The sequence below is a fragment of the Pseudoalteromonas sp. JSTW genome (assembly GCF_013423925.1).
GTDB lineage: Bacteria > Pseudomonadota > Gammaproteobacteria > Enterobacterales > Alteromonadaceae > Pseudoalteromonas > Pseudoalteromonas lipolytica.
On sequence record NZ_CP058972.1, the window covers coordinates 2,197,236 to 2,223,592 of the forward strand.

Annotated in this window: 20 protein-coding genes and 7 tRNA genes; 7 read left to right on the forward strand and 20 right to left on the reverse strand. The window is 41.6% G+C overall.

Going from position 1 to position 26,357, the window contains the following annotated elements:
• Positions 1 to 6: 6 nt before the first annotated feature.
• Positions 7 to 384 carry a hypothetical protein gene (locus GZH31_RS10020; RefSeq protein WP_036967506.1) on the forward strand — a complete coding sequence of 126 codons (378 nt, stop codon included), beginning with the start codon at positions 7 to 9 and terminating at the stop codon, positions 382 to 384.
• A 28-nt stretch (positions 385 to 412) separates the two neighbouring features.
• On the opposite strand, the gene GZH31_RS10025 is transcribed toward GZH31_RS10020, so the two are convergent.
• Positions 413 to 889 (reverse strand): HPP family protein, encoded by a 477-nt coding sequence (locus tag GZH31_RS10025; protein WP_065978721.1) that lies wholly within the window; start codon positions 887 to 889, stop codon positions 413 to 415.
• Between the two features lie 96 nt (positions 890 to 985).
• Between GZH31_RS10025 and GZH31_RS10030 the strand changes: the two genes are divergently transcribed.
• Positions 986 to 1,528, forward strand: a complete 543-nt coding sequence (locus tag GZH31_RS10030) for a TetR/AcrR family transcriptional regulator (RefSeq protein WP_036967499.1) — start codon at positions 986 to 988, stop codon at positions 1,526 to 1,528.
• A gap of 47 nt (positions 1,529 to 1,575) precedes the next feature.
• On the opposite strand, the gene GZH31_RS10035 is transcribed toward GZH31_RS10030, so the two are convergent.
• From GZH31_RS10035 to GZH31_RS10065, 7 genes are all read right to left on the reverse strand, one after another.
• Entirely contained in the window at positions 1,576 to 4,761 is a 3,186-nt protein-coding gene (locus GZH31_RS10035) for an amidohydrolase family protein (RefSeq protein WP_180310926.1), read from the reverse strand.
• A 104-nt stretch (positions 4,762 to 4,865) separates the two neighbouring features.
• Complete coding sequence (locus GZH31_RS10040; RefSeq protein WP_075593148.1) at positions 4,866 to 5,690, reverse strand: M90 family metallopeptidase; 825 nt, start codon at positions 5,688 to 5,690, stop codon at positions 4,866 to 4,868.
• A gap of 96 nt (positions 5,691 to 5,786) precedes the next feature.
• Positions 5,787 to 7,721, reverse strand: a complete 1,935-nt coding sequence (locus GZH31_RS10045) for a hypothetical protein (RefSeq protein ID WP_180310927.1) — start codon at positions 7,719 to 7,721, stop codon at positions 5,787 to 5,789.
• 89 nt (positions 7,722 to 7,810) lie between these two features.
• Positions 7,811 to 10,714, reverse strand: a complete 2,904-nt coding sequence (locus GZH31_RS10050; RefSeq protein ID WP_180310928.1) for a two-component regulator propeller domain-containing protein — start codon at positions 10,712 to 10,714, stop codon at positions 7,811 to 7,813.
• Between the two features lie 125 nt (positions 10,715 to 10,839).
• Positions 10,840 to 11,496 (reverse strand): CatA-like O-acetyltransferase, encoded by a 657-nt coding sequence (locus GZH31_RS10055; protein ID WP_036967488.1) that lies wholly within the window; start codon positions 11,494 to 11,496, stop codon positions 10,840 to 10,842.
• 264 nt (positions 11,497 to 11,760) lie between these two features.
• Positions 11,761 to 12,801, reverse strand: coding sequence for a Glu/Leu/Phe/Val dehydrogenase (locus GZH31_RS10060; protein WP_036969160.1), 1,041 nt, complete (start codon positions 12,799 to 12,801; stop codon positions 11,761 to 11,763).
• Positions 12,802 to 13,203: 402 nt separating this feature from the next.
• Positions 13,204 to 14,730, reverse strand: coding sequence for a fumarate hydratase (locus tag GZH31_RS10065; RefSeq protein ID WP_036967485.1), 1,527 nt, complete (start codon positions 14,728 to 14,730; stop codon positions 13,204 to 13,206).
• A gap of 181 nt (positions 14,731 to 14,911) precedes the next feature.
• On the opposite strand from GZH31_RS10065, the gene pabB reads away from it, so the two are divergent.
• The 3 genes from pabB to GZH31_RS10080 all read left to right on the forward strand — a co-directional run bounded on the left by pabB (position 14,912) and on the right by GZH31_RS10080 (position 18,322).
• The gene (gene pabB / locus GZH31_RS10070; protein WP_180310929.1) at positions 14,912 to 16,258 is read left to right on the forward strand and encodes an aminodeoxychorismate synthase component I; all 1,347 of its coding nucleotides are present in this window, start codon (positions 14,912 to 14,914) and stop codon (positions 16,256 to 16,258) included.
• Between the two features lie 5 nt (positions 16,259 to 16,263).
• Positions 16,264 to 16,842, forward strand: a complete 579-nt coding sequence (locus GZH31_RS10075) for a CoA pyrophosphatase (RefSeq protein WP_074989271.1) — start codon at positions 16,264 to 16,266, stop codon at positions 16,840 to 16,842.
• 103 nt (positions 16,843 to 16,945) lie between these two features.
• Positions 16,946 to 18,322: an L-serine ammonia-lyase gene (locus GZH31_RS10080; protein ID WP_036967478.1), complete on the forward strand. Its 1,377-nt coding sequence runs from the start codon at positions 16,946 to 16,948 to the stop codon at positions 18,320 to 18,322.
• A 77-nt stretch (positions 18,323 to 18,399) separates the two neighbouring features.
• Here the strand turns inward: GZH31_RS10080 and cysB are convergent, their stop codons facing one another.
• The gene (gene cysB, locus GZH31_RS10085; RefSeq protein WP_036967477.1) at positions 18,400 to 19,377 is read right to left on the reverse strand and encodes an HTH-type transcriptional regulator CysB; all 978 of its coding nucleotides are present in this window, start codon (positions 19,375 to 19,377) and stop codon (positions 18,400 to 18,402) included.
• Positions 19,378 to 19,683: 306 nt separating this feature from the next.
• On the opposite strand from cysB, the gene GZH31_RS10090 reads away from it, so the two are divergent.
• A complete protein-coding gene (locus GZH31_RS10090) occupies positions 19,684 to 20,442 on the forward strand; it encodes a hypothetical protein (RefSeq protein ID WP_180310930.1) in 759 nt (252 codons plus the stop codon).
• A 26-nt stretch (positions 20,443 to 20,468) separates the two neighbouring features.
• Here GZH31_RS10090 and GZH31_RS10095 read toward each other — a convergent pair whose 3' ends face one another.
• Positions 20,469 to 21,761, reverse strand: coding sequence for an NCS2 family permease (locus tag GZH31_RS10095; RefSeq protein ID WP_065978728.1), 1,293 nt, complete (start codon positions 21,759 to 21,761; stop codon positions 20,469 to 20,471).
• Between the two features lie 121 nt (positions 21,762 to 21,882).
• Here GZH31_RS10095 and GZH31_RS10100 point away from each other — a divergent pair, with 121 nt between their 5' ends.
• Positions 21,883 to 22,347, forward strand: a complete 465-nt coding sequence (locus tag GZH31_RS10100; protein ID WP_036967474.1) for a sel1 repeat family protein — start codon at positions 21,883 to 21,885, stop codon at positions 22,345 to 22,347.
• 23 nt (positions 22,348 to 22,370) lie between these two features.
• Here GZH31_RS10100 and GZH31_RS10105 read toward each other — a convergent pair whose 3' ends face one another.
• The 10 genes from GZH31_RS10105 to dnaQ all read right to left on the reverse strand — a co-directional run bounded on the left by GZH31_RS10105 (position 22,371) and on the right by dnaQ (position 26,337).
• Positions 22,371 to 23,093 carry a helix-turn-helix domain-containing protein gene (locus GZH31_RS10105; RefSeq protein WP_180310931.1) on the reverse strand — a complete coding sequence of 241 codons (723 nt, stop codon included), beginning with the start codon at positions 23,091 to 23,093 and terminating at the stop codon, positions 22,371 to 22,373.
• Positions 23,094 to 23,390: 297 nt separating this feature from the next.
• Positions 23,391 to 23,467, reverse strand: a tRNA-Asp gene (locus tag GZH31_RS10110).
• Positions 23,468 to 23,517: 50 nt separating this feature from the next.
• Positions 23,518 to 23,594, reverse strand: a tRNA-Asp gene (locus GZH31_RS10115).
• A 31-nt stretch (positions 23,595 to 23,625) separates the two neighbouring features.
• Positions 23,626 to 23,702: transfer RNA gene (locus tag GZH31_RS10120), tRNA-Asp, on the reverse strand.
• A 37-nt stretch (positions 23,703 to 23,739) separates the two neighbouring features.
• A tRNA-Asp gene (locus tag GZH31_RS10125) sits at positions 23,740 to 23,816 on the reverse strand.
• Positions 23,817 to 23,847: 31 nt separating this feature from the next.
• Positions 23,848 to 23,924 (reverse strand) — tRNA-Asp (locus GZH31_RS10130).
• Positions 23,925 to 23,964: 40 nt separating this feature from the next.
• Positions 23,965 to 24,041 (reverse strand) — tRNA-Asp (locus GZH31_RS10135).
• A gap of 27 nt (positions 24,042 to 24,068) precedes the next feature.
• Positions 24,069 to 24,145: transfer RNA gene (locus GZH31_RS10140), tRNA-Asp, on the reverse strand.
• A gap of 98 nt (positions 24,146 to 24,243) precedes the next feature.
• The gene (locus tag GZH31_RS10145; RefSeq protein ID WP_180310932.1) at positions 24,244 to 25,617 is read right to left on the reverse strand and encodes a TIGR03503 family protein; all 1,374 of its coding nucleotides are present in this window, start codon (positions 25,615 to 25,617) and stop codon (positions 24,244 to 24,246) included.
• A 9-nt stretch (positions 25,618 to 25,626) separates the two neighbouring features.
• Entirely contained in the window at positions 25,627 to 26,337 is a 711-nt protein-coding gene (dnaQ, locus tag GZH31_RS10150; protein WP_036967470.1) for a DNA polymerase III subunit epsilon, read from the reverse strand.
• Positions 26,338 to 26,357: the final 20 nt, after the last annotated feature.

The window sequence follows — 26,357 nt, forward strand, 5'->3', positions numbered from 1 at the left end:
TCTCTGATGAGCAAACTAGACAAAACAGAAGTGTTAAATGCCTTCGAAGCAGCTTATGAAGCAGCGAATGGTAAAAAACCTGAAATCACAACAAAACCTGGTTGGTATAGCATCGACGGTGGCAAAAATTTGCGCCTTGCTGATGTTGCAGCGCTGACTGAAGAGCTCACTTCTGGTAAAACAGCTGAGCCTAAAGCAGAAGAAGCACCAAAAGCACCGGCAAAAAAAACCAAAACTAAAACCGCTGCGCCAGCTAAGTCAGTTAAAAAGTCACCATTCACCGTAGTGAAAGCGAATGATGATGGTTTCAAAGCTGAAGAGCTGTGGATTGTTAACCTAGCTGAAAAAGACCACGATTGTCGTTTACCTCGTGGTGTTGTGTAACTAATTACACATTGGGAAAAAACCGCTACTAATTAGCGGTTTTTTTATGCCCAGTTATCGAGATATTTATCAAGTATTGTGAAACAAAACCACAAAGCACAATAAATACGGTACCTGTTAATACGGGCATTACTAAAAAATCCCAGCTTTGCAACGATTGCATTATTAAAATAGGATTTGCCCCAGCGGCAGGATGCACTGTGCGTGTTAGCATCATTAATGAAATAGCCAACCCACTGGCAATAGCAATCTCAAAAGGACTGACACCAACAAAATTTACAAATAAGACTCCTATAAACGCCGTTATAAGGTGACCACCAATCACATTTCTGGCCCGCGCAAGTGGACTTGTAGGTACACCAAAGACTAAAACGGCAGTCGCTCCAAATGGAGCCATTAACCATATGCCAAAATCCCCTCGTTGCTGTAAGTAAGCAAGTACAAAAATAGCCAGCGCTGCAAATCCACCTGCAATAACCGCTTTGTTAATTGTTTTGTCCATCATATCTCCATTGCTCAAAGTAGACCGAATTGTCTACCTGCAAATAGTAGACAGCTCGGTCTACTTATGTCAAGCTAGAATTTCTATCTAGGAGCAAGCATGGATAAAAGAACACACATTACATTGACTGCACTCGAATTGTTTTACGATAAAGGAATTCACAGCGTGGGGATTAATGAAATTATTAGTGCAGCAAATGTAGCTAAAAAAACGATGTACCATCATTTTGCAGGTAAAGATGAATTAATTTTAGCGTGCCTAAACGAACGGCATACTACATTCATAACGTGGCTTGAGAACGCCACCAACCAACAAACGACATTACACGATTTTCAAGAACGTTTATTTACAAGCTTCGAAGATTGGTTTCATTCTAAGGTTGCAGAGCTTGGAAACTTTAATGGCTGTATGTTCATTAACGCAGCGGCAGAATACTCAGCGCCGCAAAGCCCAGTCAACCTTGCATGTAAAGCACATAAAGCCGCTGTTTCTTCACTCATCAAACAGCGTTTGTCAGAATGTAAAGACGTAAAAGCCGAGAAAATTGATTCTCTTTGCCACTATTTAATGACACTCACTGAGGGAATGATTTGCCAAGCAAAAGTGTCTGGTATGAAGCAATTCCCTCGCCTGCTAAATTAAAAACCATAAAAAAAGCGGCTCAATGGCCGCTTTTCACTTTACGCTATTTATATCTTTTCAAAATATAATTTATCACGTTGTTTTCCGCCGACTTCATTCATCGTTGCCGCGTCAAATAAACGACCATTCACCATGGTATAGTCGATTTTGTCGGTATCGCGAATATTCGTCAACGGGTTACCATCAATAACGATAAGATCCGCTAATTTACCCGGCTCTAATGAACCAATATTTTTATCTAAGCCGATGTATTTAGCAGGATCGAGTGTCGCCGCACGAATTGCTTCTAGCGGCGTCATACCGCCTTGAGCAAACATCCAGATTTCCCAATGTGCAGCTAAGCCTTCACGTTGACCATGAGCGCCCAAATTAACCAATACTCCTAAGTCTTGTAGCTCTTTAGCAACGCGTGCGTTGTTAAAGTGGTTGTAATGATGATCGGGTGCTTTTACTCGACGCATTGAGCGCGGTAAAAGTTGGTTTTTAGGCACAAATTTACTTAGGCGTGGGTGGTTCCACACATCCGTTTTATCATACCAGTAGTTTTCACCCCAAATGCCGCCATAAGCAACACCTAACGTAGGTGTATAACCTACATCACTTTGCGACCATAGTTGGCGAATATCATCATAAATGTTCGCAACAGGAATTGAGTGCTCAATACCGGTATGACCATCAACGACCATGGTCAAGTTATGCTGCAATAATGAGCCCCCTTCTGGCACGACCATCATTTCAAGTTCACGCCCAGCTTCAATTACTTGCTGACGCTGTTCACGGCGAGGCTGGTTGTATGACTTAACACTAAATGCACCCACTTTTTTCAAGCGTTCAAGGTGGAATTTAGCATCGTCAAGCGAGTCAATATGCGATGTATAGCCCGGCATATTGGCACCGTACAGTATTGTACCGGTAGAGAAAATGCGTGGTGCTACTATCATGCCTGCTTTTTGCATTTCACTCGCAGCAAAAATTTCGGTGGTGTCGTTCGATGGATCATGAATTGTCGTAACACCCAGCGATAAACCAGCAAGGTTTTTCCAGTTTTGTTGCGGGATTATTTCATCACTGGCTTGCGCACCATGAGCATGGGCATCAACAATGCCTGGCATAATCGTCTTGCCGGTCACATCAATAACTTCTGCACCTTTAGGAATTGTTACAGAGTCTTTGCTTCCGACTGCTTTAATGTGTTTTCCATCAGTTACAATCACACCATTTTCAATAACTTGCTCACCATTCATGGTAATGATGCGTGCGCCCGTTAGTGCAAACATCCCCTTTGGCTCAGCCATTGTTTTGGTAAAGCCAATGTTGTCACCACTTTTCACTTTAAAATCTGTGTCTGCGTTTTTATTTATGTCAAATAAACCCGCTAAACTTGCATGATAAAGCTCAGGACCAAGACTCCAATACAGTTTATCACTGGTTCCACTCCAGCTAATATTCTCGCCCGCACGAACTGATAATTGTTCAATTGGGAATTGACTATCTTTCGGGCCAATATTAATGGTTTTACCGCGTTCAACAAAAGGGGTTACAAACACTTTAAAACGCTCAGCAAATGCCAAATATTTACCATCTGGCGACACTCTGAACTCCGTTGCATGCTCAGACTCATACAGCTTACGTACTTCTTTTGACTCAAGCTCAACCACACTAAGCGTAGGTTTAGGCCATGGGCTCATTACATAAATACGGTCATTCATTGCGCCAAATTGCGGCTGGTAACCTGACTTAGTGATCAGTGAGGATTCACCGCCCTTGGCACTAACAGAATAAATGCCCGGCTCTAATGACCAGGTTGGATTGAGGATACTGCCACCCGATGCTTTACGATAAACAACCGTTTTACCATCTGGGCTAAAGGTAGGTTCTACATATTTACCTGGTTCTTCTGTTAACTTATTACCTCGTCCGCCTCTTGAAGAAACGACACGCACAGAGCCTTGTTCATTGTCATCCCACGTTGTATAAACTACTTTTTTACCATCGCGGGAAAACTGTGGAAATAACTCAAAATGATCGTCTTGTTTAGTTAAGCGTTTCACTTTACCTGACTCAAGATCACGCTTATAAATATGACCCAAAGCTTCAAAAATGGCTGTTTCACCGTCTGGTGAAATTTGCACATTGCGCAGCATTTTTACCGCAAAATTATCGCTATCGATATTGTGTGTAAACCGCACTGCTTTTTGAATTTGTTTATTGGTTTCTACCTTAAATGGGATACGTGATACTGATTTATCATCAACATCTAATTTATGAATTGTGCCACCAGCCCAAAACACTAATTGCGCATTATCTGGCGTCCAAGCAATGGTCGGGTAAACACCGTGTATTGCCCATGTTTCTTGCATATCTCGCTCAAGCTCACCATATAACTTTGTATGCTCACCAGTGTGAAGGTCATATAAATATAAGCTTGTTTGAAAATCATCACGCTTGATATAAGCCAGCTTTTTACCATCTGGTGAGGGGGTTGGACGAATAGCGCCCCCCATTCCATCAATAATAGTTTCAATTTCACCGGTTTCACGGTCATAGCGTTTAATTTTGTAGATACCCGCAACTGAATCTTTTGAGTAATGGAATGTTTTACCTGGTGTAGCATCATGTGAAAAATACACATAACGACCGTCAGGTGAAAACATCGGTTCACCTAAATCTTTTTGATCGTTTTCACGTGCCGTTAACTGCACTCCCTTACCACCGGCTTTGTGGTATAGCCAAACTTCACCCGCACCGAGTGAGCGGCTTGCTGTAAAGTGCTTACGCGCAACTAAATAGTCGCCATCGGGGCTCCATGCAGGGCTATTTAATAAACGAAACGTTTCGTCAGTGACGGCCTTTTGGTTTTCACCGTTGACATCCATAATCCAAATGTTATCACCACCACCTTGATCGGATGTAAACGCAATGTATTTACCATCAGGGCTAAAGCGCGGTTGCATCTGCCACGCAATATCACTTGTTAATTGTTTTGCCGTACCGCCCGAGATTGGCATAGTGTAAATATCACCCAACAGATCAAACACCAAGGTTTCACCATCAGGACTAATATCAACATTCATCCACGTGCCTTGTTCAACACTGATTTTGGCATCTAAAAACTGACCTGCTGGCGCATCAACTCGCCACTTTTCATCACCTGACTGCTCGGTTGCTATTACTTGCCCTGTAAAGGCGAGTGAAATCGAAACAGCCAAAGCCGTATGAAGCATTTTCTTCATGGAATTCTCACTTGTTATTGTTTTGTTATTTGCACACATATTGATTGCATCAAATAGCATAGCAAGATTCCAGCATTACGTGTTAAACAGTCGTAAATTGGCGACTAATGCCACGCAATGGGATCAAATTCATAATAGCCTACCAATAAATGATAAATTTCAGGATCGAATTGCCTAAGTGCAGCAGGCTTTTCAAGGAAAGTTTCGGTGATCACGGCAAAAAACTCGGCTTCATTGGTCGCCCCATAACTATGAATAACATGGGGCATACCGTAAGCAATGTGTGTTTTAAGCTGATTAAAAGCACGACTGAATACTTTGGCCCATTGTTGATAGTCAGCATTACTAGCAAGCAATGGCGTGCCTGTCGTTTTTCCTGTTTCTTGGTCTAGTTGATGAGCAAATTCATGGAATACCAAATTGTGGCCATCACTAGGGAGTCGGCTTCCTTCTAGCACATCGTGCCAGCTTAAGACCAAGGTGCCACCAGGCCATGACTCACCTTGTCTCACGGTATTATGATAACTAACAAGACCTGCACCATCGCGTGATGTTTGTGGTGCATAATAGGCACTTGGATATAATAAAATGTCTTTCACATTACGATATAAAGGCCAAGGCTTATTGAGCACTAAAACACATGCATCTGCAGCAACAATGAGTTTCATTGCATCATTTAACTGCAGGCCATCACACCCAATAAATCGCTTTTCATTTAAGAACCAAACAATATGACGCTCTAATTTTTCACGATCAGCGTCCGTCATTTTTTGATAAATAGGCATGTACTTCAACAGCAATGACTTCTGCTCTGAAGTAAGGGAATAGGTCAGGTACTTTTTATGCCAAAAATGATTTCGAATATCATCCCAGCGCCAGTAACCGACAATAAAAATGAGCAAAAAAAGTAACAAAACAAGGTTAAGCATTATCATCGCCTAAAATATAATCTTGTTACTTTAATGTGTGCAAACAAAAAAAGATCAATTGTCTGCACACATTTTTATTTAAGTTGCAGTAAAAAGTTACAGGACAGGAACCGTTGCCGAACCAGTTACCACTTCTTTACTGCCTTTGACTCGATACTCATAGTCGAAGGTAATCGTATTAACGTTACCAGACGCGTTATCATCAAGGTATGTTACATCCCACGGTAGTCCATGCATATACATTAAGCCATCTGGTAAAGAAGTATATTTAATTGCATTGCCCGAATCACCATAGGCCGTTTCATTTAATGCAATTGAAACTAGGTTTCTTAAACTATCATTATAAATATACTCACCAGAGACAATTGTAAGCTCTTCGTAAACAGGATTCATAGTGCCATTGTTTGTATAACCCGTTAAGGTAATATCAAGTTCGGCAAGTGATGCAATAGACGTTGGTAAGTACAATCTCACGTTATTACCACGACTCGATGATGCTGCACTCTCACCCGCTGAGTTAGTAGCGTGAATCAATTGGCCAGCTTTCAAACCATTATTATTATCGAATTTAACATCTTCGATTGAAAACGCAGCTTTATCAGCAACCGTAAATTCATTTTCAAATGAATAATTAGCAGTTAAAGCAGTTTCTTTATCAATCACTGAATTTAAACGGTACTTATAACGACCAACACTAAGCGCTTGCTCAGGCAATACTTCCACAAAGGTATCATTTAATGACAATGATGAAGTCGTTGTAATGTCTACATCCTTTCTAATAAAAAATGTACTGCCAGCAGGGACTGAATCTGTTGTTGATTCATTACCACGGATCACTGTAAGTGAATTGCTTCTCACCAATGAAAAGCTATCTTGTGTAAGCTCTATTGGTTTTGAGAAGAACAAGTAATAACCATTATTCAACGCATTAACAGTTTGGCTAAGCAAATCTACTTGCGTCGTTTGTGTGCCTTTATTGGCCTTAAAAATCACCGACACAACACCGTCTTCGACTTGGAAATTACCTTGGTTATAGATATTGCCGACCACCAACTCACCATTTTCTTCTCTAACAGAAAATGAATCAGATAAATAATTCTGACCATTTACATCTGTAAAAGCCGACATTCTTACAGTAAGTGATGAGCTGCCTTTAAAGTCATAAACATACTCATTTTCTGTCGCATCAAAGGTCAAAGGATTAGACTCAAAATCATTGCTTGATGCCACTAATTCAATATTTGAAAAGACTTGACCAGTTTCATCGATGACTTTAACACGTAATTGATACTCTTTTGTCGCATCTGTATCTTTAAACAAAATGGTTGCATCATCATTCAATGTGCTAAATGAGACAGAACTTTGATTGTAATAATTTTGTACAAGCTCATAATCATTAATAGCATCGTTATCAACATCCATATCGATATGAAGAGCAATTGCATTTCCCAAACCGACAGGTTTCTCAATTGAGTAAAGATTAGTTTGCTCGTTATAGGTCGCACTGAAAAAATGCTCATTGCGAGATTGCCACGTGCTATCTGTCAGGCCTAATGATGTAGTATAAGTGAACTGAAGGTCTTTAATGGGTGTATTTTCACCATCAAGCAATGCCGTGAATTGAATGGTCTCAGTTGTAGTAACTGAAAGTGAGCCTAGCTGGCTGACTCCAGAGCCTGAGTTACCATAAAATGCACGCTGTTGAAACGAACCATCAGTACTTGTCACAAGTAACACGTAATCAGAATGTTTTGGAATATTTTTCAATTCAAACATGCCATCACTCAGCGAAATCGCCTCTGACCAAGTATTGCCAATTTTAATTTGAATTTGTGCATTAGTCGCTAAGCTGTCAGTGACGTAATTTTTAACCGTTCCTGTTAAAGTCGCTGTTTCAGCTTCTTGAGTGGCCTTATTTTGTTCTTCAATTGCACTGACTAGTTCATCGTTATTGTTGTCTTCAACTTCTAAACAACCAGATAATAAAAAACTCGCAGAAATTGCGAGTGCAATAGTATGTTTTTTAAACATAAAAACTCCATTTAATTATTATTGTTTCCCTTGTGGGGTCTACTATTATAATGAACTTAAAATGAATAAAAAAGCCATTTGTGACCAATCTACAAAATTGATGTTTCTTTATTGTAAATTACCACTTTGTTCCTGCCATTATTTTTAGCGTGGTAGAGCGCGGTATCGGCATGAGAAAGTAGCCGATCATAGTCGGTAACATTTGCATTATCTGCAACACCGAAACTTACAGTGACAGACAGTTCTTTCGCAAGTTCAGAAAAATTATAATCCGCGATTTCTAAGCGAATAATTTCACATAAACGCGCGGCTTCATCAGCACCTTTATGAGGAAATAGTAAAGTGAACTCTTCGCCCCCCCAACGCGCAGCATAACCTTCATCTGGAAAGTTGATACGTAACAAACGGGCAATTTCACAAATCACTTGATCACCAATCAAATGTGAAAAATTGTCATTAATTAATTTAAAGTGGTCAATATCCATAATCGCAACACTTAAGCTTTGCTTATTATGTTGGAACTGACTAAAGTTCTCGAATAGCCAACTATCGAATGCTCGTCTATTAGGTAGCTGAGTTAATTGGTCATGATTAGCGAGATGCGCGAATGCATCTGCTTGGTTCTTTAAATCGTGCATTTGTTGCTCGACCTTCTCCGTCAGCTCTATTTCAATGCGTTTATAATGATATAAACGGTATTTATATATTGCATAGGCTATTAAAAATAAGCCCAAAATAAGCACTAATTTAAAGCTGGTCTTTTGCCAAAAATATGGCGCAATTCTGAATCGTAGCGTTTGTTCATTGTTTTGCCATTCACTATTTGGATAGCCCGCACGGACTTTAAATGTATATTCTCCCGGAGGTAAGTTTGTATACTCAGTAATAGCTAAGCGGCCTCTATCAACCCATTCTTCGTTGTAGCCACTTAAGTGAGTTTGATAATTTAGACGCTGCGGCATAATAAAACTTAAGCCTGCATAATTAAATGACACCCTTGAAATACCCGCTGGTAAACTTAGTACATCACTTTTAGCGGGCAATGCAACGGGCTTACCATCAACTTCAAAGCTTTCTATGACTGTTGACAAACGGCGTTTACTCGCTTCTTTTAATCGCTCAGGCTTTACAATCGCAACCCCTTTTGCCGTTGCAACCCAGAGTTGACCATCAGAATGTGTCACTGCTGCAGGGTTAGAACCGCCATTTGCTTGCGCGCTCAGCATGCCATCGCCTTCATCATACAACTGCATAGAAACAACAACTGACTCCGCATCCGTAGGGTTATCTAAAAATTCAGTAAGCTGGGTTTTATTGAGCTGAATAACACCTCGATTACTGGTTAACCACAACGAGTCACCTTGCTCAATAACCTGAAATAATTTATCAACGGGTAAGCCCTGTTCACGTCCAAACAAATGCATAACATCGGTCTTCAAATCGTAACGTATGAGGCCTCGATCCGTTGCGAGCCACATTTTTTCGCCATCAAGATAGAAACCAAACGCATATTCAGTGCTAAATTTTTCAGGAAATTCTATGTTAGAAAATGTGTTTAATGCGGGATCAAAAATAGACACTCCAACACCCGTACCAACCCATAGCTGGCCTTGATTATCTTCAGAAAGTGCCATAATAAAATTGCCAGCTAAGCCTTCTTCAGTAGTGTAAGAATGAATTTGTCCGTCGTCTGTGAGCTTTGTAAGGCCGCTGGCAGTACCGATCCATAAATTATGTGAGCTATCGAATAATACCGCTCGTACCTCATTATTAAGAAGCCCATTAGTGCGATTCTTAACTGGGTAAATTTTGTTATTCACCACTTTCATGAGGCCACCAGTGTACGTGCCCAGCCATACATCCCCATTTTTGTCTTCAGTTAAACTTAGCACTGACAGGGGATCACGTTCATATGCTTGGTTTAAGGTGGTTATTTCCCCATTTATAATTCGGTTTAAACCATTGCTACTGCCTACCCACAAACTACCATCAGAATGAGACAATACGGTACGAACATAATCTGAAGCAAGACCACGGCTTTGGCTCCAATTCGTAAACGGGGCTTCACGCAGTCTGAATAGCCCTGCATTAGTACCAACCCAAATGCTTTTTTCACGGTCCTGCAGTAATGACAGAATACGGTTATTCGGCAAGCCATCATCGGCATCGAGATTTTCAAGGCCTGATTGCCTCAATCTAAAAACACCTTTGTTGATTGTACCGAACCAAATGTCTCCTTGGGTATCTTCGAGCAAACTCGATATGGATTCATGATTGAGCGTTGCATCAACAGAGACAAATTTATCGTGTTGCTTTTGCCATGCCCCTTTTTCTGTGCCGACGATTAAGGTACCCGACTGAGTCAATAACAGCGTAAAAGCAGAGGCATCAGGTAAACCGGCCTCTTGACCAACTTTACTGACCTTTTTACCTTCAATTTTGTATAAGCCATCACTGGTTGCAGCCCAAATGACATTCTGTTTGTCTTTTATTAGTCTGTATGCACTCAGTTTATCAACCAATGTGTGTTCTGTTGCTTTTTCTGATGCACGATACACAATACCTTGTCCCTCAAGAGCGAGCCAAATTTCGCCTTGTTCTGAGATCAATGCATGATTAATCATGGTCGATGAACTTGGAAGCGACCGCCACTGACCCTGTGAGCGCACGGCAATCCCACCTCGTGCTCCAACAATGTATAAATCGCCATTATCCATGGCTATCAGACTTCTTAAACCTGAATCAGGCAATCCTGGGATCTCGGTTCGTGTAAAAAGTTTAAACTCTCGACCATTAAAACGCGCCAACCCTTCCCACGTTGCTATCCAGATATAGCCATCTTTCGTTTGTGCAACACTGTTAATGCTATTGTGAGGTAAACCTGAGCGTGTATTCCATGTCTCAGTAAAATAGTCACTCAATGAAAGGCGAGTTGATTCTGCAAAAGCGCTAAAACATACACACAGTAAAATGAGACTAACTACCCGCGCCATAAAGCTTAACCTTTAATTATTGTTCTTTTCAGTGATGCTGTGTGGTGCTCATATCGTCAACCAACACTTCCATTACTACTACATTAGTTGCAATTCTTACTCACTTTAATCACATTTAGCAACAATCAATTACAGTAATCATTAATTTTTTCTTGCAAGATTTGAACAAACCGAGCGACATGTAAACCATCCATTAAAGCGTGATGGACATCAATGGATAGCGGGATCTTGCCGGTTCGCTTATCGTATTGACCAAACACCAATTTAGGAATACCTAACCCGTGCCCCTCACTAACGGCATGTGAAAACCCCGTGAAATTTAGCCAAGGTAAAACAGAAATATGAATGAGATCGGGTTGCCCTTCTGTCGCTGCAAACGCTTCTGAGAAGAAAGGTTGCCCTTTGCTTTCTTTTGCTACCTGCAATGCATGCTCAGAAAAGCGTTGAATAGAATCATGTTTTTCAAAGTAACTGAAACGCAATGTATCATCATCAGCTAACTCAACCACACTAGCACGTACAGTTGATAGCTGAATAGGACACGAATCTATAATACGCTGGCGCATGGGCGCATAATCGTGGCAAGCCTCTAAAGTCAGAAAAATATAGCTATGAAAAAATGAATACGGCGCTGACTTACACTGCTCATAAAGTGCAGCCATGTCGAGCGACACACAAACATTAAAGTAAGGGAGACTAAATTCTTTGAAAAAAGCAAAATGTTGCTTACGAGGCCATGACTCAAGATCAATTACGTGACAGTCATTTGGAAGAGAATGCATTGGGTGGCCCTGTGAAATAAAAAAACAGTGTAGCCAGATACATTCATTAAGTCATGTAATTGCGATTAAAATCCGCGATAGTCTATTGGCTTTTTAGGGCTGTTTGCATGTTGTCGCAAATAAAGGTATTTGCCGTAATATGTTATAGCTGTAAGCTTAATTAAGCGGTTTATTTGGAATAATATTGCAAATGGGTATTGAAGCCTATTTGGGCACAAAAAAAGGCGCGCCATGCGCACCTTTTTAAACAGCAAATTAATTAAATTATAAGCCGTTTTCGATGATTTCTAATGCAAGCTCATCAGCAATTAAATGCGTTGATTTTTGCTCTTTCTCTGAGCGAGCAAAAATTTCTGTTAGCGTATCAAAAATACCTTCAACGTGCTTCGTTGACGCCTCTGCACTGTAGCCTTCTGGTGCTGTTTCGTAATACACATTAATGATACCACCAGCATTAATTACATAGTCTGGCGCGTAAAGAATGCCTTTTTCACGAATGATTTCACCGTGGCGAGACTCTGCGAGTTGATTGTTAGCACAACCAGCAATAATCGTTGCTTTTAAACGTGGAATTGTCATGTCGTTTACTGTTGCACCTAACGCACAAGGTGCATAGACATCAACATCTAGGTCATAAATTTCATCGATACCCACTGCTGTCGCATTAAAGTCATTAACAACACGTGATACAGCTTGTTCGTTAATATCAGTAACAAACAATGTTGCGCCTGCTTCATGAAGGTGTTTACAAAGACCATATGCAACGGCACCTAAACCTTGCACAGCAACCTTTATACCCGATAAATCTTGATGACCACGTTGATGCTGTAACGCGGCTTTAATACCTAAAAATGTACCATAAGCAGTGAAAGGTGATGGATTACCACTTTTACCTTCGAGACCCAGCACATAGTTAGTTTCTTTATTCATGATTGCAACGTCATCGCACGTGATGTTTACGTCTTCTGCTGAATAATAACTACCACTTAAACGCTCTAGCTGACGGCCAAACGCACGGAAAAGCTGCTCTGATTTAATTTCTTTTGCATTACCGATAATAACAGACTTACCACCACCGAATGGTAAACGTGCAACCGCATTTTTGTATGTCATACCTTTCGATAAACGAAGGGCATCGGTTACTGCGTCTTCGTCAGTCGCATAGTCCCACATTCTACAGCCACCTACAGCTGGACCTAACTTGGTATTGTGAACCGCGATAATAGCCTTAAGGCCTGATTCTTTATCTGAACAAAACACCACTTGCTCGTGGTTATCAAAGTCGACTTTATTAAATACAGCCACAGTTAAATACTCCGAAATTTTCTTACCCTTTTTGGGGTGTGAGCGCTGAAATTGCCGAGACTTTATCACTTCGTTTGCTCCCATGCCACTATATGAGATGATAAAACTAAGCTAAGTTACGCGATTGAAATAACAACGCAAAAAGCACGTTAAAACAGGAAATATATACCTATATAAATCCACATAAAGCATGATTAATTCAAAACAAAAGTAAATCTACTAAATCTTTTTTACGTGAACGTAAAGGTCAAGTATAGCGTAAAGAAAAAGTGACAAAGTAATTCAGTAGCAAAAGCCTGAAAACACACACTTTAAGTCAAAAGTGTGGATGAGAAAGAGACTGGTCAGAGCTGAAAAAAAACGGCGCTCGGGCGCCGTTTCATATAAACGATTTAATGACGATTATTTTAATTTACCATCAAGCTCTTCGATTTTAGCTTTCCAAATTGCTGGGCCTTGCGTGTGAGCATTGGCACCTTCGCTGTCAACAGCAACAGTCACAGGCATGTCTTCAACTTCAAACTCGTAGATTGCTTCCATACCTAAATCTTCAAACGCCACTACACGCGCTTTCTTAATAGCTTTAGATACTAAGTAAGCAGCACCGCCTACCGCCATTAAGTACACAGACTTATTGTTTTTAATTGATTCAACCGTTGCAGGACCACGCTCAGCTTTACCAATCATACCAATGATGCCCGTGTTTTCTAACATCATGTCAGTGAACTTATCCATACGCGTTGCCGTTGTTGGGCCTGCTGGGCCTACAGCTTCATCACGAACCGCATCAACAGGACCGACGTAATAGATAAATTTATTATCGAAATCAACACCTTCAGGTAAACCTTCACCTGATTGGATCATATCTTGTAGGCGTTTATGCGCCGCATCACGGCCTGTTAAAATAGTGCCAGAGAGAAGCACAGTTTCACCCATCTTCCACTCTTGCGTGTCTTCTTTAGTTAGCGTGTTTAAGTCAACACGGCGTGTGCCCTCGCCAACTTCGAACGTCACTTCTGGCCAATCTTCAAGTTTAGGAGCTTTAAGCTCTGCTGGACCTGAGCCATCTAAGGTAAAGTGAACGTGACGCGTTGCCGCACAGTTCGGGATCATTACAACAGGCTTAGATGCCGCGTGCGTCGGTGCCGTTTTAATTTTTACATCAACAACGGTTGTTAAACCGCCTAGACCTTGAGCACCAATGCCCAACTTATTCGCACGCTCAAAAATATCAATACGCATTTTTTCTTCTGTTGTCTCAGCGCCGCGTTCAATTAGCTCGTGAATATCAACCGGATCCATTAAAGATTCTTTAGCAAGCACGGCTGCTTTTTCAGCGGTACCACCAATGCCTATACCTAGCATACCCGGCGGACACCAACCAGCCCCCATTGTTGGGAGTGTTTTTTCAACCCACGCCGCAACATCATCCGATGGGTTCAACATGACCATTTTTGTTTTGTTTTCTGAGCCGCCACCTTTAGCTGCAACCATCACTTCAACTTCGCCACCTGGCACTAAGTCGATATGAACCACAGAAGGTGTATTATCTTTGGTGTTTTTACGCGTACCAGCAGGGTCTGCAACGATTGATGCGCGTAATGGGTTATCTGGGTTTAAGTAAGCGCGACGTGTACCTTCATCAACCATTTGCTGAACAGTCATGTCTGTTTTATCCCACTTAACATCCATACCCACTTTAACGAAACAGGTAATAATACCGGTATCTTGACACAGTGGACGTTTACCTTCAGCAGACATGCGCGAGTTAATTAAGATTTGCGCAATAGCGTCTTTTGCCGCTTTACTTTGCTCTTTATTGTACGCTTTTTCTAAGGCTTGGACGAAATCGAGAGGGTGATAAAAAGAAATGTATTGCAATGCATCTTCAATGCTATCAATGAAGTCTTGCTGACGAATTGTACTCATTACGGGTTCCTTAAGTTTTTATCACGTCGCTTAGTACGTGATCCTGAGTAAACCGGTGACGAAGATTTACTCTACGGGTTAGTCATGGCATCACTATAAAGGAAATCATAACGCTGCCAATCAAATTTAACTTATGATAACCTCCTCGCCCGTTTCGGGCTAGTTATTCAAGGCAATGTAAATGATAAACGATGAAAATTTGTGCATAAAATTAGATTTAACCGATGATTGTATCTCACTCTTTACTCATTTTGCTCATTTGCCCTATGCCGTGTTACTTGATTCAGCAAATAGTAATCATGTAAACAGTCGTTTTGATATCATTGCCATTGAACCACTAAACACATTAGAAGTTCGCAACAACCAATGCTTTTTAAATGGCGAAGCGCAACCCCGTGATTGCTTCACGCTAATGAAATCAGCACTTAATGATTTTGATAATACAGCCAATCCAAACGGGCTTCCTTTTACGGGGGGCTGGCTGGGCTACTTTGGATACGATTTTGGTCGTGTAATAGAAACCATGCCATCGCATGCCGACAATGATATTGCGATGCCACAAATGGCACTGGGTTTATATCCTGATGCACTGATTTTCGATAAACAGCAGCAAAGCTGGTTTTATGTTGCTCAGCGACACCATAATCGTTTAGCTCAATATCAACACTTTTTATCTCAAACACCCACAGATTCTGTACCGTTCACTCTCAATAGTGATTGGCAGTCGAACATGACAAAAGCCAGCTACACTGAAAAGTTTGAACAAATTCAAGCCTACTTAAAAAGTGGCGACTGTTATCAAATTAATCTAGCACAGCGTTTTAGCGCTGAGTTTTCAGGCTCAACATGGCATGCATATCGCACCTTAAGAGACGCCAACAAAGCACCTTTTTCGAGTTATATAAACCACCCAGACGGCGCCATTTTATCGATTTCTCCAGAGCGTTTTATTGCCATAAACCAAGGAAAAATTGAAACCAAGCCAATTAAAGGCACACTACCACGTTTAGCCAAACACGCCGATGATGAGGCACAAGCACTGCGCCTACAACAGTCAGAAAAAGACCGTGCCGAAAATGTCATGATTGTTGATTTATTACGTAACGACTTAGGCAAAGTGGCAAAACCGGGCTCGGTTACTGTTCCCGCCTTATTTGCCATTGAAAGCTTCCCAGCGGTGCACCACTTAGTCAGCACTGTTCGAGCCGAATTAGCGCACGGTAAAGATGCTGTAGATCAAATACACGCTGCATTTCCTGGGGGCTCTATCACAGGCGCACCTAAAATTCGTGCCATGGAAATAATAGAAGAGCTCGAGCCACATCGCCGAAGCGTATACTGTGGTTCAATTGGTTACTTAAGTGCCTGCGGTAATATGGACACGAGTATCACCATACGTACCTTAGTGTGCCATCAGGGCACGATATACTGCTGGGCCGGAGGCGGTATTGTCGCAGATTCACAGGTCGACTTGGAGTACCAAGAAACATACGATAAAGTAAATAAAATATTGCCTTTACTAAAGTAATAACCTTGAATAGCCAGCAATTAATCACCCGCTTCAGCTTAAGTATGGCCACTGAGCCTGCACAGCAAATTCACATTAATGCGGATAAGCGTGCCAGTGCGGTGATGTTACCGCTCATCGATGTTGAAAACGACGCACATTTAATATTGTGTAAGCGTCCTCGTCATTTACTTCACCATCCAGGGGAGATCTGTTTACCGGGTGGTAAGTTCGAGATGCAGGATGAGTCATTAATGCACACGGCACTGCGGGAACTTCATGAGGAGCTTAATATTGCTGCACATAATGTTACAGTGCATGGGCAACTTCATCAGTACTCAACATTAACAGGGTTTACGATTGCCCCCTATGTATGCAGCCTTGCTGCAGGAACCGGTTGGCAGGCAGATCCCAGCGAAGTCGAAGTGAGCTTTTTACTGCCTATTTCACATTTAAGCGATCACAGAAACTGGCAACCGCTAAGCTTTCAACGAAACGGTAAAACATTCGTTTTAAAAGGCTTAATGACACCGCATGGTCTTCTATGGGGAGCAACAGCCAGTATTATTAATAACTTTATAAAACAACTCGCCCTACCAGTTTAATTTTCATGCTTTTAGGGTTACACACGCTCGCATACACGTTATTATGTGACACCGTTCAAAGGCAGAAAATACGCCGTATTTAATAAAAAATGAGTAGCAAATTATGATCAGTGCATTCGATATGTTTAGTATTGGTATTGGCCCATCATCATCTCACACTGTTGGTCCAATGCGCGCTTCACGTTTATTTGTAAATGAGCTAGAAGAAAAGAACTTATTGTCTCAGGTAACCGATGTAAAAGTTGAGCTATTTGGCTCGCTTGGCCAAACAGGTATCGGCCACGGTTCTGGCAAAGCCGTTATTTTAGGCTTAGCAGGTTACGACCCTGAAACAATCGATGCTGACTTAGTTGATGACATATTAGCTAAAATCGAAAAAGAACAAGTTATCTACTTAAATCAGAGCCACAAAGCGAAATTCCCTAAACAAGGTGCGATTGTTTTTCATCGTAGAAAAACCTTGCCTAAGCATTCAAATGCGATGGAAATCATAGCAAGTCAAAATGGCGAAAAGCTCTTTAGTAAAGTGTACTACTCTATTGGTGGTGGCTTTATTGTTACAGATGAAGAGTTTGAAAATGAAAAACAAAAAGCCCTTGATGTTCGTGAAGAAAATCCAGCACCCTACCCCTTTAATACAGCCAAAGAATTGCTAGAGTTATGTCGCGAATCAGGTTTTAGTGTATCGACATTAATGATGCATAATGAGAAAACGTTGCGCAGCGAAAATGAGATAAAAGACACCCTTTTTAATATCTGGCAAGTAATGAAAGCCTGTATAGAGCGTGGTATGCGTACCGAAGGTATCCTCCCTGGAGGCTTAAAAGTTAAACGTCGTGCCCCCAGCTTACACCTTAAACTAAACATTGAAGTAAACAATGATCCGCTGCGTGCTATGGACTGGGTTGATTTATTTGCGCTTGCAGTAAACGAAGAAAACGCAGCGGGTGGCCGTGTGGTCACTGCGCCAACAAATGGTGCTGCCGGTATTCTTCCTGCGGTTCTAATGTATTACAACACCTTCATCAAAGAAGTAGACCGTGATATTGCGACACGTTATTTATTAACAGCGGCTGCAATTGGTATTTTATATAAAAAGAATGCGTCAATTTCTGGCGCAGAGGTTGGCTGTCAAGGTGAAGTCGGGGTTGCTTGCTCTATGGCTGCCGGCGCCCTGACCGAAATAATGGGTGGTAACGTAGTACAAGTAGAAAATGCCGCTGAAATTGGCATGGAGCACAACCTAGGTTTAACTTGTGACCCCGTAGGCGGTCTTGTACAAGTTCCGTGTATTGAACGCAATGCTATGGGGGCGATTAAAGCGATTAACGCCTCTCGTTTAGCTATGCGCGGTTCTGGTGAACAAAAAGTAACGCTCGATAAAGTCATCAAAACCATGCTCGACACAGGTAATGATATGAAAACTAAATACAAAGAAACCGCACGCGGCGGTTTAGCGGTTAATATCATTGAGTGTTAATTAATACCATATATGGTATGACACATGCCCATTATCAAAAAAGCCGCTTTTAAGCGGCTTTTAATTTAATAACTTCACTACTTGATTGGCAATTCAATATTTTCAAACAGCTTATCTACGTCTTCTTGATTACGCAGTAAACTGGCGCGTTCAACCAATTCTTTTGTTAAATGAGGGGCAAAGCGCTCAATGAAGTCGTACATGTAACTACGCAAAAAGCTGCCTTTTCTAAAGCCAATCTTAGTGGTACTCGCTTCAAATAAATGACTTGCGTCAATACACACTAAATCGTTGTCTGTCACTTGATCAATTGCCATCGACGCTACCACGCCAACCCCAAGGCCAAGACGCACATAGGTTTTAATAACATCGGCATCCGTGGCTGTAAACACAATATGCGGTTCGAGCCCATGTGCACTAAAGGCTTTATCAAGTTCAGAGCGACCTGTGAAGCCAAACACATAGGTAATTAACGGATACTTCGCGACATCGGCAACAGTCAGGTTATCTGCTTTTTTCGCCAGCGGGTGTGTTTTTGCAACCACAATACTGCGATTCCAGTGATAACAAGGCAGCATGACAAGGTCAGAATATAAGTGTAATGCTTCGGTCGCGATAGCGAAGTCAGCATCACCACGTGCTGCCGCATCAGAAATTTGCTGCGGCGTGCCTTGATGCATATGCAGTGACACCGCGGGGTATTTTTTCATGAACCCCTGAATGACATTTGGCAGCGCATAACGGGCTTGTGTGTGCGTGGTTGCAATGTTCAATTTACCTTGATCTGGCAAAGTATGTTCATTTGCGACGGCTTTGATACCTTCAACTTTCGACAAGATTTCTCGTGAAATATTAATGATTTCATTGCCAGCACTGGTTACATGTGTCAAATGCTTACCACTACGGCCAAAGATCTGAACACCCAATTCGTCTTCTAGCATACGAACTTGTTTTGAGATCCCTGGTTGAGATGTAAATAAACTTTCAGCTGTCGCAGAGACATTGAGTTTATGATTTTGGACTTCGACTATATATCTGAGTTGTTGTAGTTTCATGGCTGCATTGTAAACGTTGTTATTCTTTATTTATAAAGGCTGCTAAGCGCAATGCCAAGTGATATTTCATCGCACTGTCATTTTTTACTTTTATCGCGATTCTTTCTAAGGCTACCACATTCAACTGTGACTCGGTAGCGATGTTTATTCATAAAATACTCAATAAACATGCTTGCTTAACACGACCCTAATAAAAAAGAATGGTTGATTGATAGTTTATTGCACATAAGTATGCGCAAAACTATCCAGATGTAATATTTTTAATGTAAGATAAAAAAATTAGATAGTGAAAACTGAGATTTAGCTATGATTGTTTCTATCATCATTATGCTCATTGTTGCCTTGATTGTCATTGCACTGTGGGTAAGCGCGGTGCAACAACATAAAGAAAAACAAGAGTCAGAGCGTCGCAAAGAACTAACAAAACAGAAAAAAATCATCGAAGAAGCAGAAGAAGTACTGCTCAATAGTACAAACATTCCAATGTCTGAAAATATTTTACGTATTATTCAGCGCCGTGTTTATGATGCATTAGCGAGCATGGTGCAGCTATCACCTAACTCAAAAGAACTAAAAAGTCGCTTAAACGAAGCTAAGCAGCGCTTGACCTTGCCAATTGACTCTAATAATTCTGATGCACTTGTATTACCCGATAATGACAAACAATTAATTTCGCTGATCCAAAGTATCAAAAAGTTACGTGCATTACTGCGCTCTGAACATAGTAAAGGCAAAGTAGATAGTCAGGTATTTGTGGCCGAGGATAAGCGTTTAGAAAAGTTGCAATTAAGAATCAATGTTGAAAGCCAAATTAAGCGCGGTATTTCAGCGCGTGCAGCAAACATGGTTGGCTCAGCACGTCAGTACTTTGAAAAAGCGTTAGCCACACTTGCTTCTGTAAGCTATAGCGATGACTACATAAATACTAAAAAGCAGGAAATCGAAAATTACTTAGAAGCTATCAGCACGGAGCTAAAGGCGTCGAACGCAACATCAAGAAAGAAAAAAGCAGAGCAAGAGCAAGACGATTTAGATGTGTTATTTGCCCCAAAGAAAAAGTGGTAATCCACTTTTTCTTTGGTCTGCATTCATTACGATAAAAACGCGAATTTAATAATAAATAGTGCAGTTAGTACCCATACACTCACACTGATTTCATCTTTTTTACCACACACTAATTTAACCGCAGTATACGCAATAAAACCTAGTGCAATACCATGCGCAATTGAAAACGTTAGCGGGGTCATTAATAGCACTACGCTTACAGGAATTGCATCTGTCATGTCATCCCAATTAACCAGCTTTAAATTTTGCATCATTAAGACGGCCACGTACAATATCGCGCCCGCTGTTGCGTAGGCTGGGATCATACTGGCAAGCGGTGCAAAGAACATCATAAGCAAAAAGCAAATTCCGACGACTACCGCCGTTAAACCTGTACGCCCACCTACAGATACACCGGCCACTGACTCAATGTATGATGTGGTTGTCGACGTTCCCAGCATAGAGCCTGCAATCGTGGCAGTACTGTCCGCACTCAGCGCTCGGCCTAAACGTGGCATTTTGCCTTGTTCATCAGCAAGGCCCGCTTTTTGTGTTACAGCGACAAGCGTGCCTGACGTATCAAATAGATCTACAAAGAGAAACGCAAAAATAACCGTCAACATCGAAATTTCTAGTGCGGCTGCAAAATCTAATTGCATAAACGTAGGCGCAATTGAAGGTGGCATAGAAACAATGCCTTTGTATTCAACAAGATCTAAACCTAATGCGATGCCCGTCACTAACAAGATACTGATCAGCACCCCACTTTTCATATCACGATACAATAGCGCAGCAATCACAAAGAAGCTTAAGATAGCCAATAAAGGGCCAGGCGCAGTAATATCACCTAATTGCACCAGTGTGGCAGGACTTGCGACGATTATCCCTGCATTTTTTAATGCGATTAGCGCTAAAAAAGCGCCAATACCCGTTGCGATAGCACGCTTTAAAACCAAAGGAATCGCGTCGATAATCCATTCTCTGACTTTAAATAAGCTCAAGCATAAAAAAATACATCCCGACATAAACACCGCACCAAGCGCTGCTTGCCAACTGTAACCCATACCAAGTACGACACCATAGGTGAAAAATGCATTTAAGCCCATGCCTGGAGCCAACGCTAATGGGTAATTTGCCCACAACCCCATAATAAAGCAGCCAATCGCCGCCGCAATACAGGTTGCTACAAACGCAGCACCTTGGTCCATACCTGCTTCTGCTAGCATGGCTGGATTAACGAAAACAATATAAACCATAGTGATAAATGTTGTGATACCCGCAATGGTTTCACGGCGGACTGACGTGTTGTTTTCACGTATTTTGAAAAGTCTTTCGAACATGTTGAACTTTAAGTTAAGATTAATTGGCTAATTTTATCATATTTTCTCATAATTAGAGGACAATTTACCTTGCAATGTTCTAAACTAATAAGGTCTTTTATTTCAAGAAAATAACTAAACTATGTCTGATAAATCGCCAGTAGGCTTAGATTTAGAGCAACAACTTGACAACGTACTTGCCTTTATAACGCAGCCTGATACAGGGGATGAGCCACAAAAAAGTACGCAATCAGTTGAAAAAACACTAAACAAAGCGTTGTATTATCTTAAAAACGAACAAGCGCCACTTGCCGCAAAGTGGATGCGTTTAGCTGCAATGGCAGGTAATCATAGAGCACAATTTTACATGGGGCTGTTTTTTATAAAAGGCCAAGGCGTGCCGCACAGTGTTTTCCATGGTTCAGTCTGGTTGAGTCTCGCCAGCAGCCAAGGTTACGAGCCTGCAACCGCTGCCCTAAATGATTTAAGAAAGCACATTAGTACTCGCCGTCTGCAAGACGCACAAAGCTATGCAGCAACGCTATATGAACAAATCCACCAGCAACAATTTTCGCACCTTATTCCACACAACCCTGACGCCAATTAACAAGCGTCAGGATTCACTGCTAATTACGAGTGTTTTGTCAGTTTGCTCTCAAAGGCGATAAGCCCTGCGCCTATCACAACCAATAAAATACCAACAAACTCAAGCCATACATGGCCTTTATGCGACTTAATAATAGGTGTTTTTGAAGTTACACTAAATAAACGCCTACCCTGTTCGCCTGACTCGACGAACGAAGTGCCTTTATAGTCAGGTGAAATAATAAATTTAAAATCACGTCTGTTAGTCATTTCGCGATGTTTTGCATCTATATTTTCCCCGCTTTTATCTACGAGTAGTGTTCGCCAATCATAAAAAATACCATCCGGCTCATTATCTTTCACTACACCGTATGATTTGTACTCATAAAATTCTGTGTTAAATAACTTTTCTTGATGGCCTAAATAAAATAGCGCACAACCTAAAGCACTAATCAGTATGGCGCTATAAATCAGTGAACGCTGTTTAATAAATTGTTTGTTAGTTTGTTGCTTATACCAAGCTTCAATATCAGGCACATTAATCAGCCGAGCTTTATCTACTGAGTGTTTTAATGGCTGCATAAAATCACAAATGGTTAAATTGAGTGCGGCTAATATAGAGCGAAATGTGTCATTAGAAGGCACTGACTTATCGTTTTCAAGTTTTGATAAGTAACTTTGCTCTATCCCTACTTGCTCAGCAAATTCTGGTTGGTTTAGTTTAAGCTCACTACGATAGTGTTTTAGTTGTGATCCGAATGTACTCATAACGCATGTCCTTTTCTATTGTGGAGCGGTCATTCTTTGCTATTCATGCAGAAATAAGAAGCTGAATAAATATGAATAGTGAAGAATATTAGCAAGTTAATTGGAAAGATACGAGATACGAGATACGAGATACGAGATACGAGATACGAGATACGAGATACGAGATACGAGATACGAGATACGAGATACGAGATACGAGATACGAGATACGAGATACGAGATACGAGATACGAGATACGAGATTATCAGAATAAAGGGGTGTTTTTTAAAATCAATCATTTGTTTGAGGAAAACAAATGGCGGAGTGGACGGGACTCGAACCCGCGACCCCCGGCGTGACAGGCCGGTATTCTAACCAACTGAACTACCACTCCGCAGTGGTATGTGCATGGGGTAATGCACTAAATTTGTTCATGATATCAAGTGGCGGAGTGGACGGGACTCGAACCCGCGACCCCCGGCGTGACAGGCCGGTATTCTAACCAACTGAACTACCACTCCGCAGAGATATCATTGTTATTACTTAATTTGTTGGCGGAGTGGACGGGACTCGAACCCGCGACCCCCGGCGTGACAGGCCGGTATTCTAACCAACTGAACTACCACTCCGCGATACAAATTTTGTAATTAAATAGCTGTTAAATAGTGGCGGAGTGGACGGGACTCGAACCCGCGACCCCCGGCGTGACAGGCCGGTATTCTAACCAACTGAACTACCACTCCGCAGTATCTAATGCTATTTATTTTTTCCTATTGGCGGAGTGGACGGGACTCGAACCCGCGACCCCCGGCGTGACAGGCCGGTATTCTAACCAACTGAACTACCACTCCGCAAAGGAAAATGTTTTACAACCATTAGTTGTGTAAGTATTGGCGGAGTGGACGGGACTCGAACCCGCGACCCCCGGCGTGACAGGCCGGTATTCTAACCAACTGAACTACCACTCCAGCGCGTACTTACAAATTGTCGAAAATTGGCGGAGTGGACGGGACTCGAACCCGCGACCCCCGGCGTGACAGGCCGGTATTCTAACCAACTGAACTACCACTCCACAATTTCGTTGCTGACTGAGTCTCCCCTGACAGCGGCGTGAATAATACGAATCACCCTCTGGTTCGTCAAGGGCTTTTTTGTATTTTTACAGGTTTTTTAGTCATCTGACATCGAAAGGTTTAAAATTTCACCTGATTTGTCATTTTTTGAACCATTTTTGCCAACTTCATTTTCATTCGTTGCTTGCTCAACATTTTCAGATGAGCTTTTTTTCTTTAAAAACGGTAACGATAATTTGAATTTAAGTGGTTTCTTTTGCACAAAAATACGAATGGCTAACCACCCTAATAGAAGAACGATTAAATTTCCAACAACAATAAGTGTCACCATTAGCACAGTGGATGCTTTTTTTTCTTCTTCTAGGATTCTTTGCTGCTCAGCTTGCGCTGCTAAATCGACTTCTGGGCGAACAATTTCAGGTACAATTTCAATGGGTCGTTCAATTTCAAATTTATACGTCGGCAGCGTCGCCATAAATTCACGGCCATTTATATTACTACCAAACACCGATAGCTCGACACTGTATCGACCCCAATCATAATTTTTGATTGCTAATTCTCTGGTTTGAGATTTATCAGCATCAATTGAAAACATTTGCTCTTCATTATTGGGGTAATAGATTTTACCTTGAATAAGCACTGTTTCTGGTTTGACGATTTCAGGGTTTAAAGTAATCGTTAAGGTATGCTCATCGGTATCTTGCTTTGCTAATACCATGTCATAGCTAAAAGGAGGCTCATGAACAACAATCGGCTTTTGTACTACAGTGCGTTTTAATATCGGTGTTTCTATATATAACTCTGGTTGCCACTCCCCTGCTGGGAAGACTAATTTAAACTCCCCGGTAAACACACCATCAAGAGGGCGCTCATCAAACCCACGACCATCATCTTTAAAATCGGTAACACTTTGCGTGCCCGCTCCAAAATTAGCGAAGTCACTGTTATTAGTACTTACAAAATCAACATGTAAACTTATGACATCTCGAAATTGCCCCACCTCAATTGGCTTACCATCATTGAGTACTCGGCCTGTTAATTTAATGGTTTCGCCACGAAACAACATGGGAGGGAGAGGGTCTACACGTAATTCAATTTCGCCTAATACCATTACTCGACTGTCTGGCAAAATACTGCCAACGACTTGCCAAGGGCCAGGCATCGGGTCTGTGATGGTGATCAAATCGTAGCTTAGTTCATCATGCCAGTCTAAATTGGCGTTCTTCACCGAGTCAGTCGCGTAGTACTTGCTGCCATCTGGGCGTACAAGCACCACGGCGGGTGCACCGCGTTTACGGAAAAATAATAACGTAATTTTATCAACTTTGTGATCAATGCGAAAACGGTTATCTAGTAGAGGAATTTCATTTTGAATCCCGTCACGCTGTAACGGGGTTATTTTATCTTGCTCAGTGGCAAGTCCCATCAAGGGCAATACACACACTAATCCTGCTAGAAGCTGTTTTCTCATTTTATTACCTTATTCTGCACGCCATAAGCATTGACCGCCTTTTGCGACCAAGTCTAAACGCTCTTCATGAGCGGCATGCTCTTGCTCTGTGGCCTTTAATACAACCAGTGGCGCTCTATCAGCGCTCACGCGTCGAATACCACCCATTTGTTGCTCTGAACCTTCATCTTTATTCTGATTTAAATTTAGCTTAACTTGCCCACCTGTCATGGCGAGGTAAACGTCGGCTAAAATCTCGGAATCCAGTAATGCGCCGTGTAAGGTTCGCTTTGAGTTATCAATATCATAACGACGACATAACGCATCAAGGTTATTCTTTTGACCAGGATGCAAATCACGCGCCATCTTCAAGGTATCAAGAACTTGACAGACATCTTCAGTATTCGGATAGCCCTGATTCAACAGCGCAAACTCATTATCCATATGGCCGATATCGAACGCCGCGTTGTGGATGACAAGTTCTGCGCCTTTTATGTACTCAAGAAATTCATGCGCTATTTGGTGATACAACGGTTTATCACGTAAAAACTCATTAGTAATACCGTGAACATCGATGGCTTCTTCTTCAATGTCACGCTGTGGATTAATATACACGTGAAAATTGTTGCCAGTAAGGCGGCGATTTACAAGCTCTACACACCCGATTTCAATAATCCGATGGCCTTGCTTTGGGTCAATACCCGTGGTTTCTGTATCTAAAACTATTTGTCTATGTGCCATATCGTCTTAAGCCTGACTCT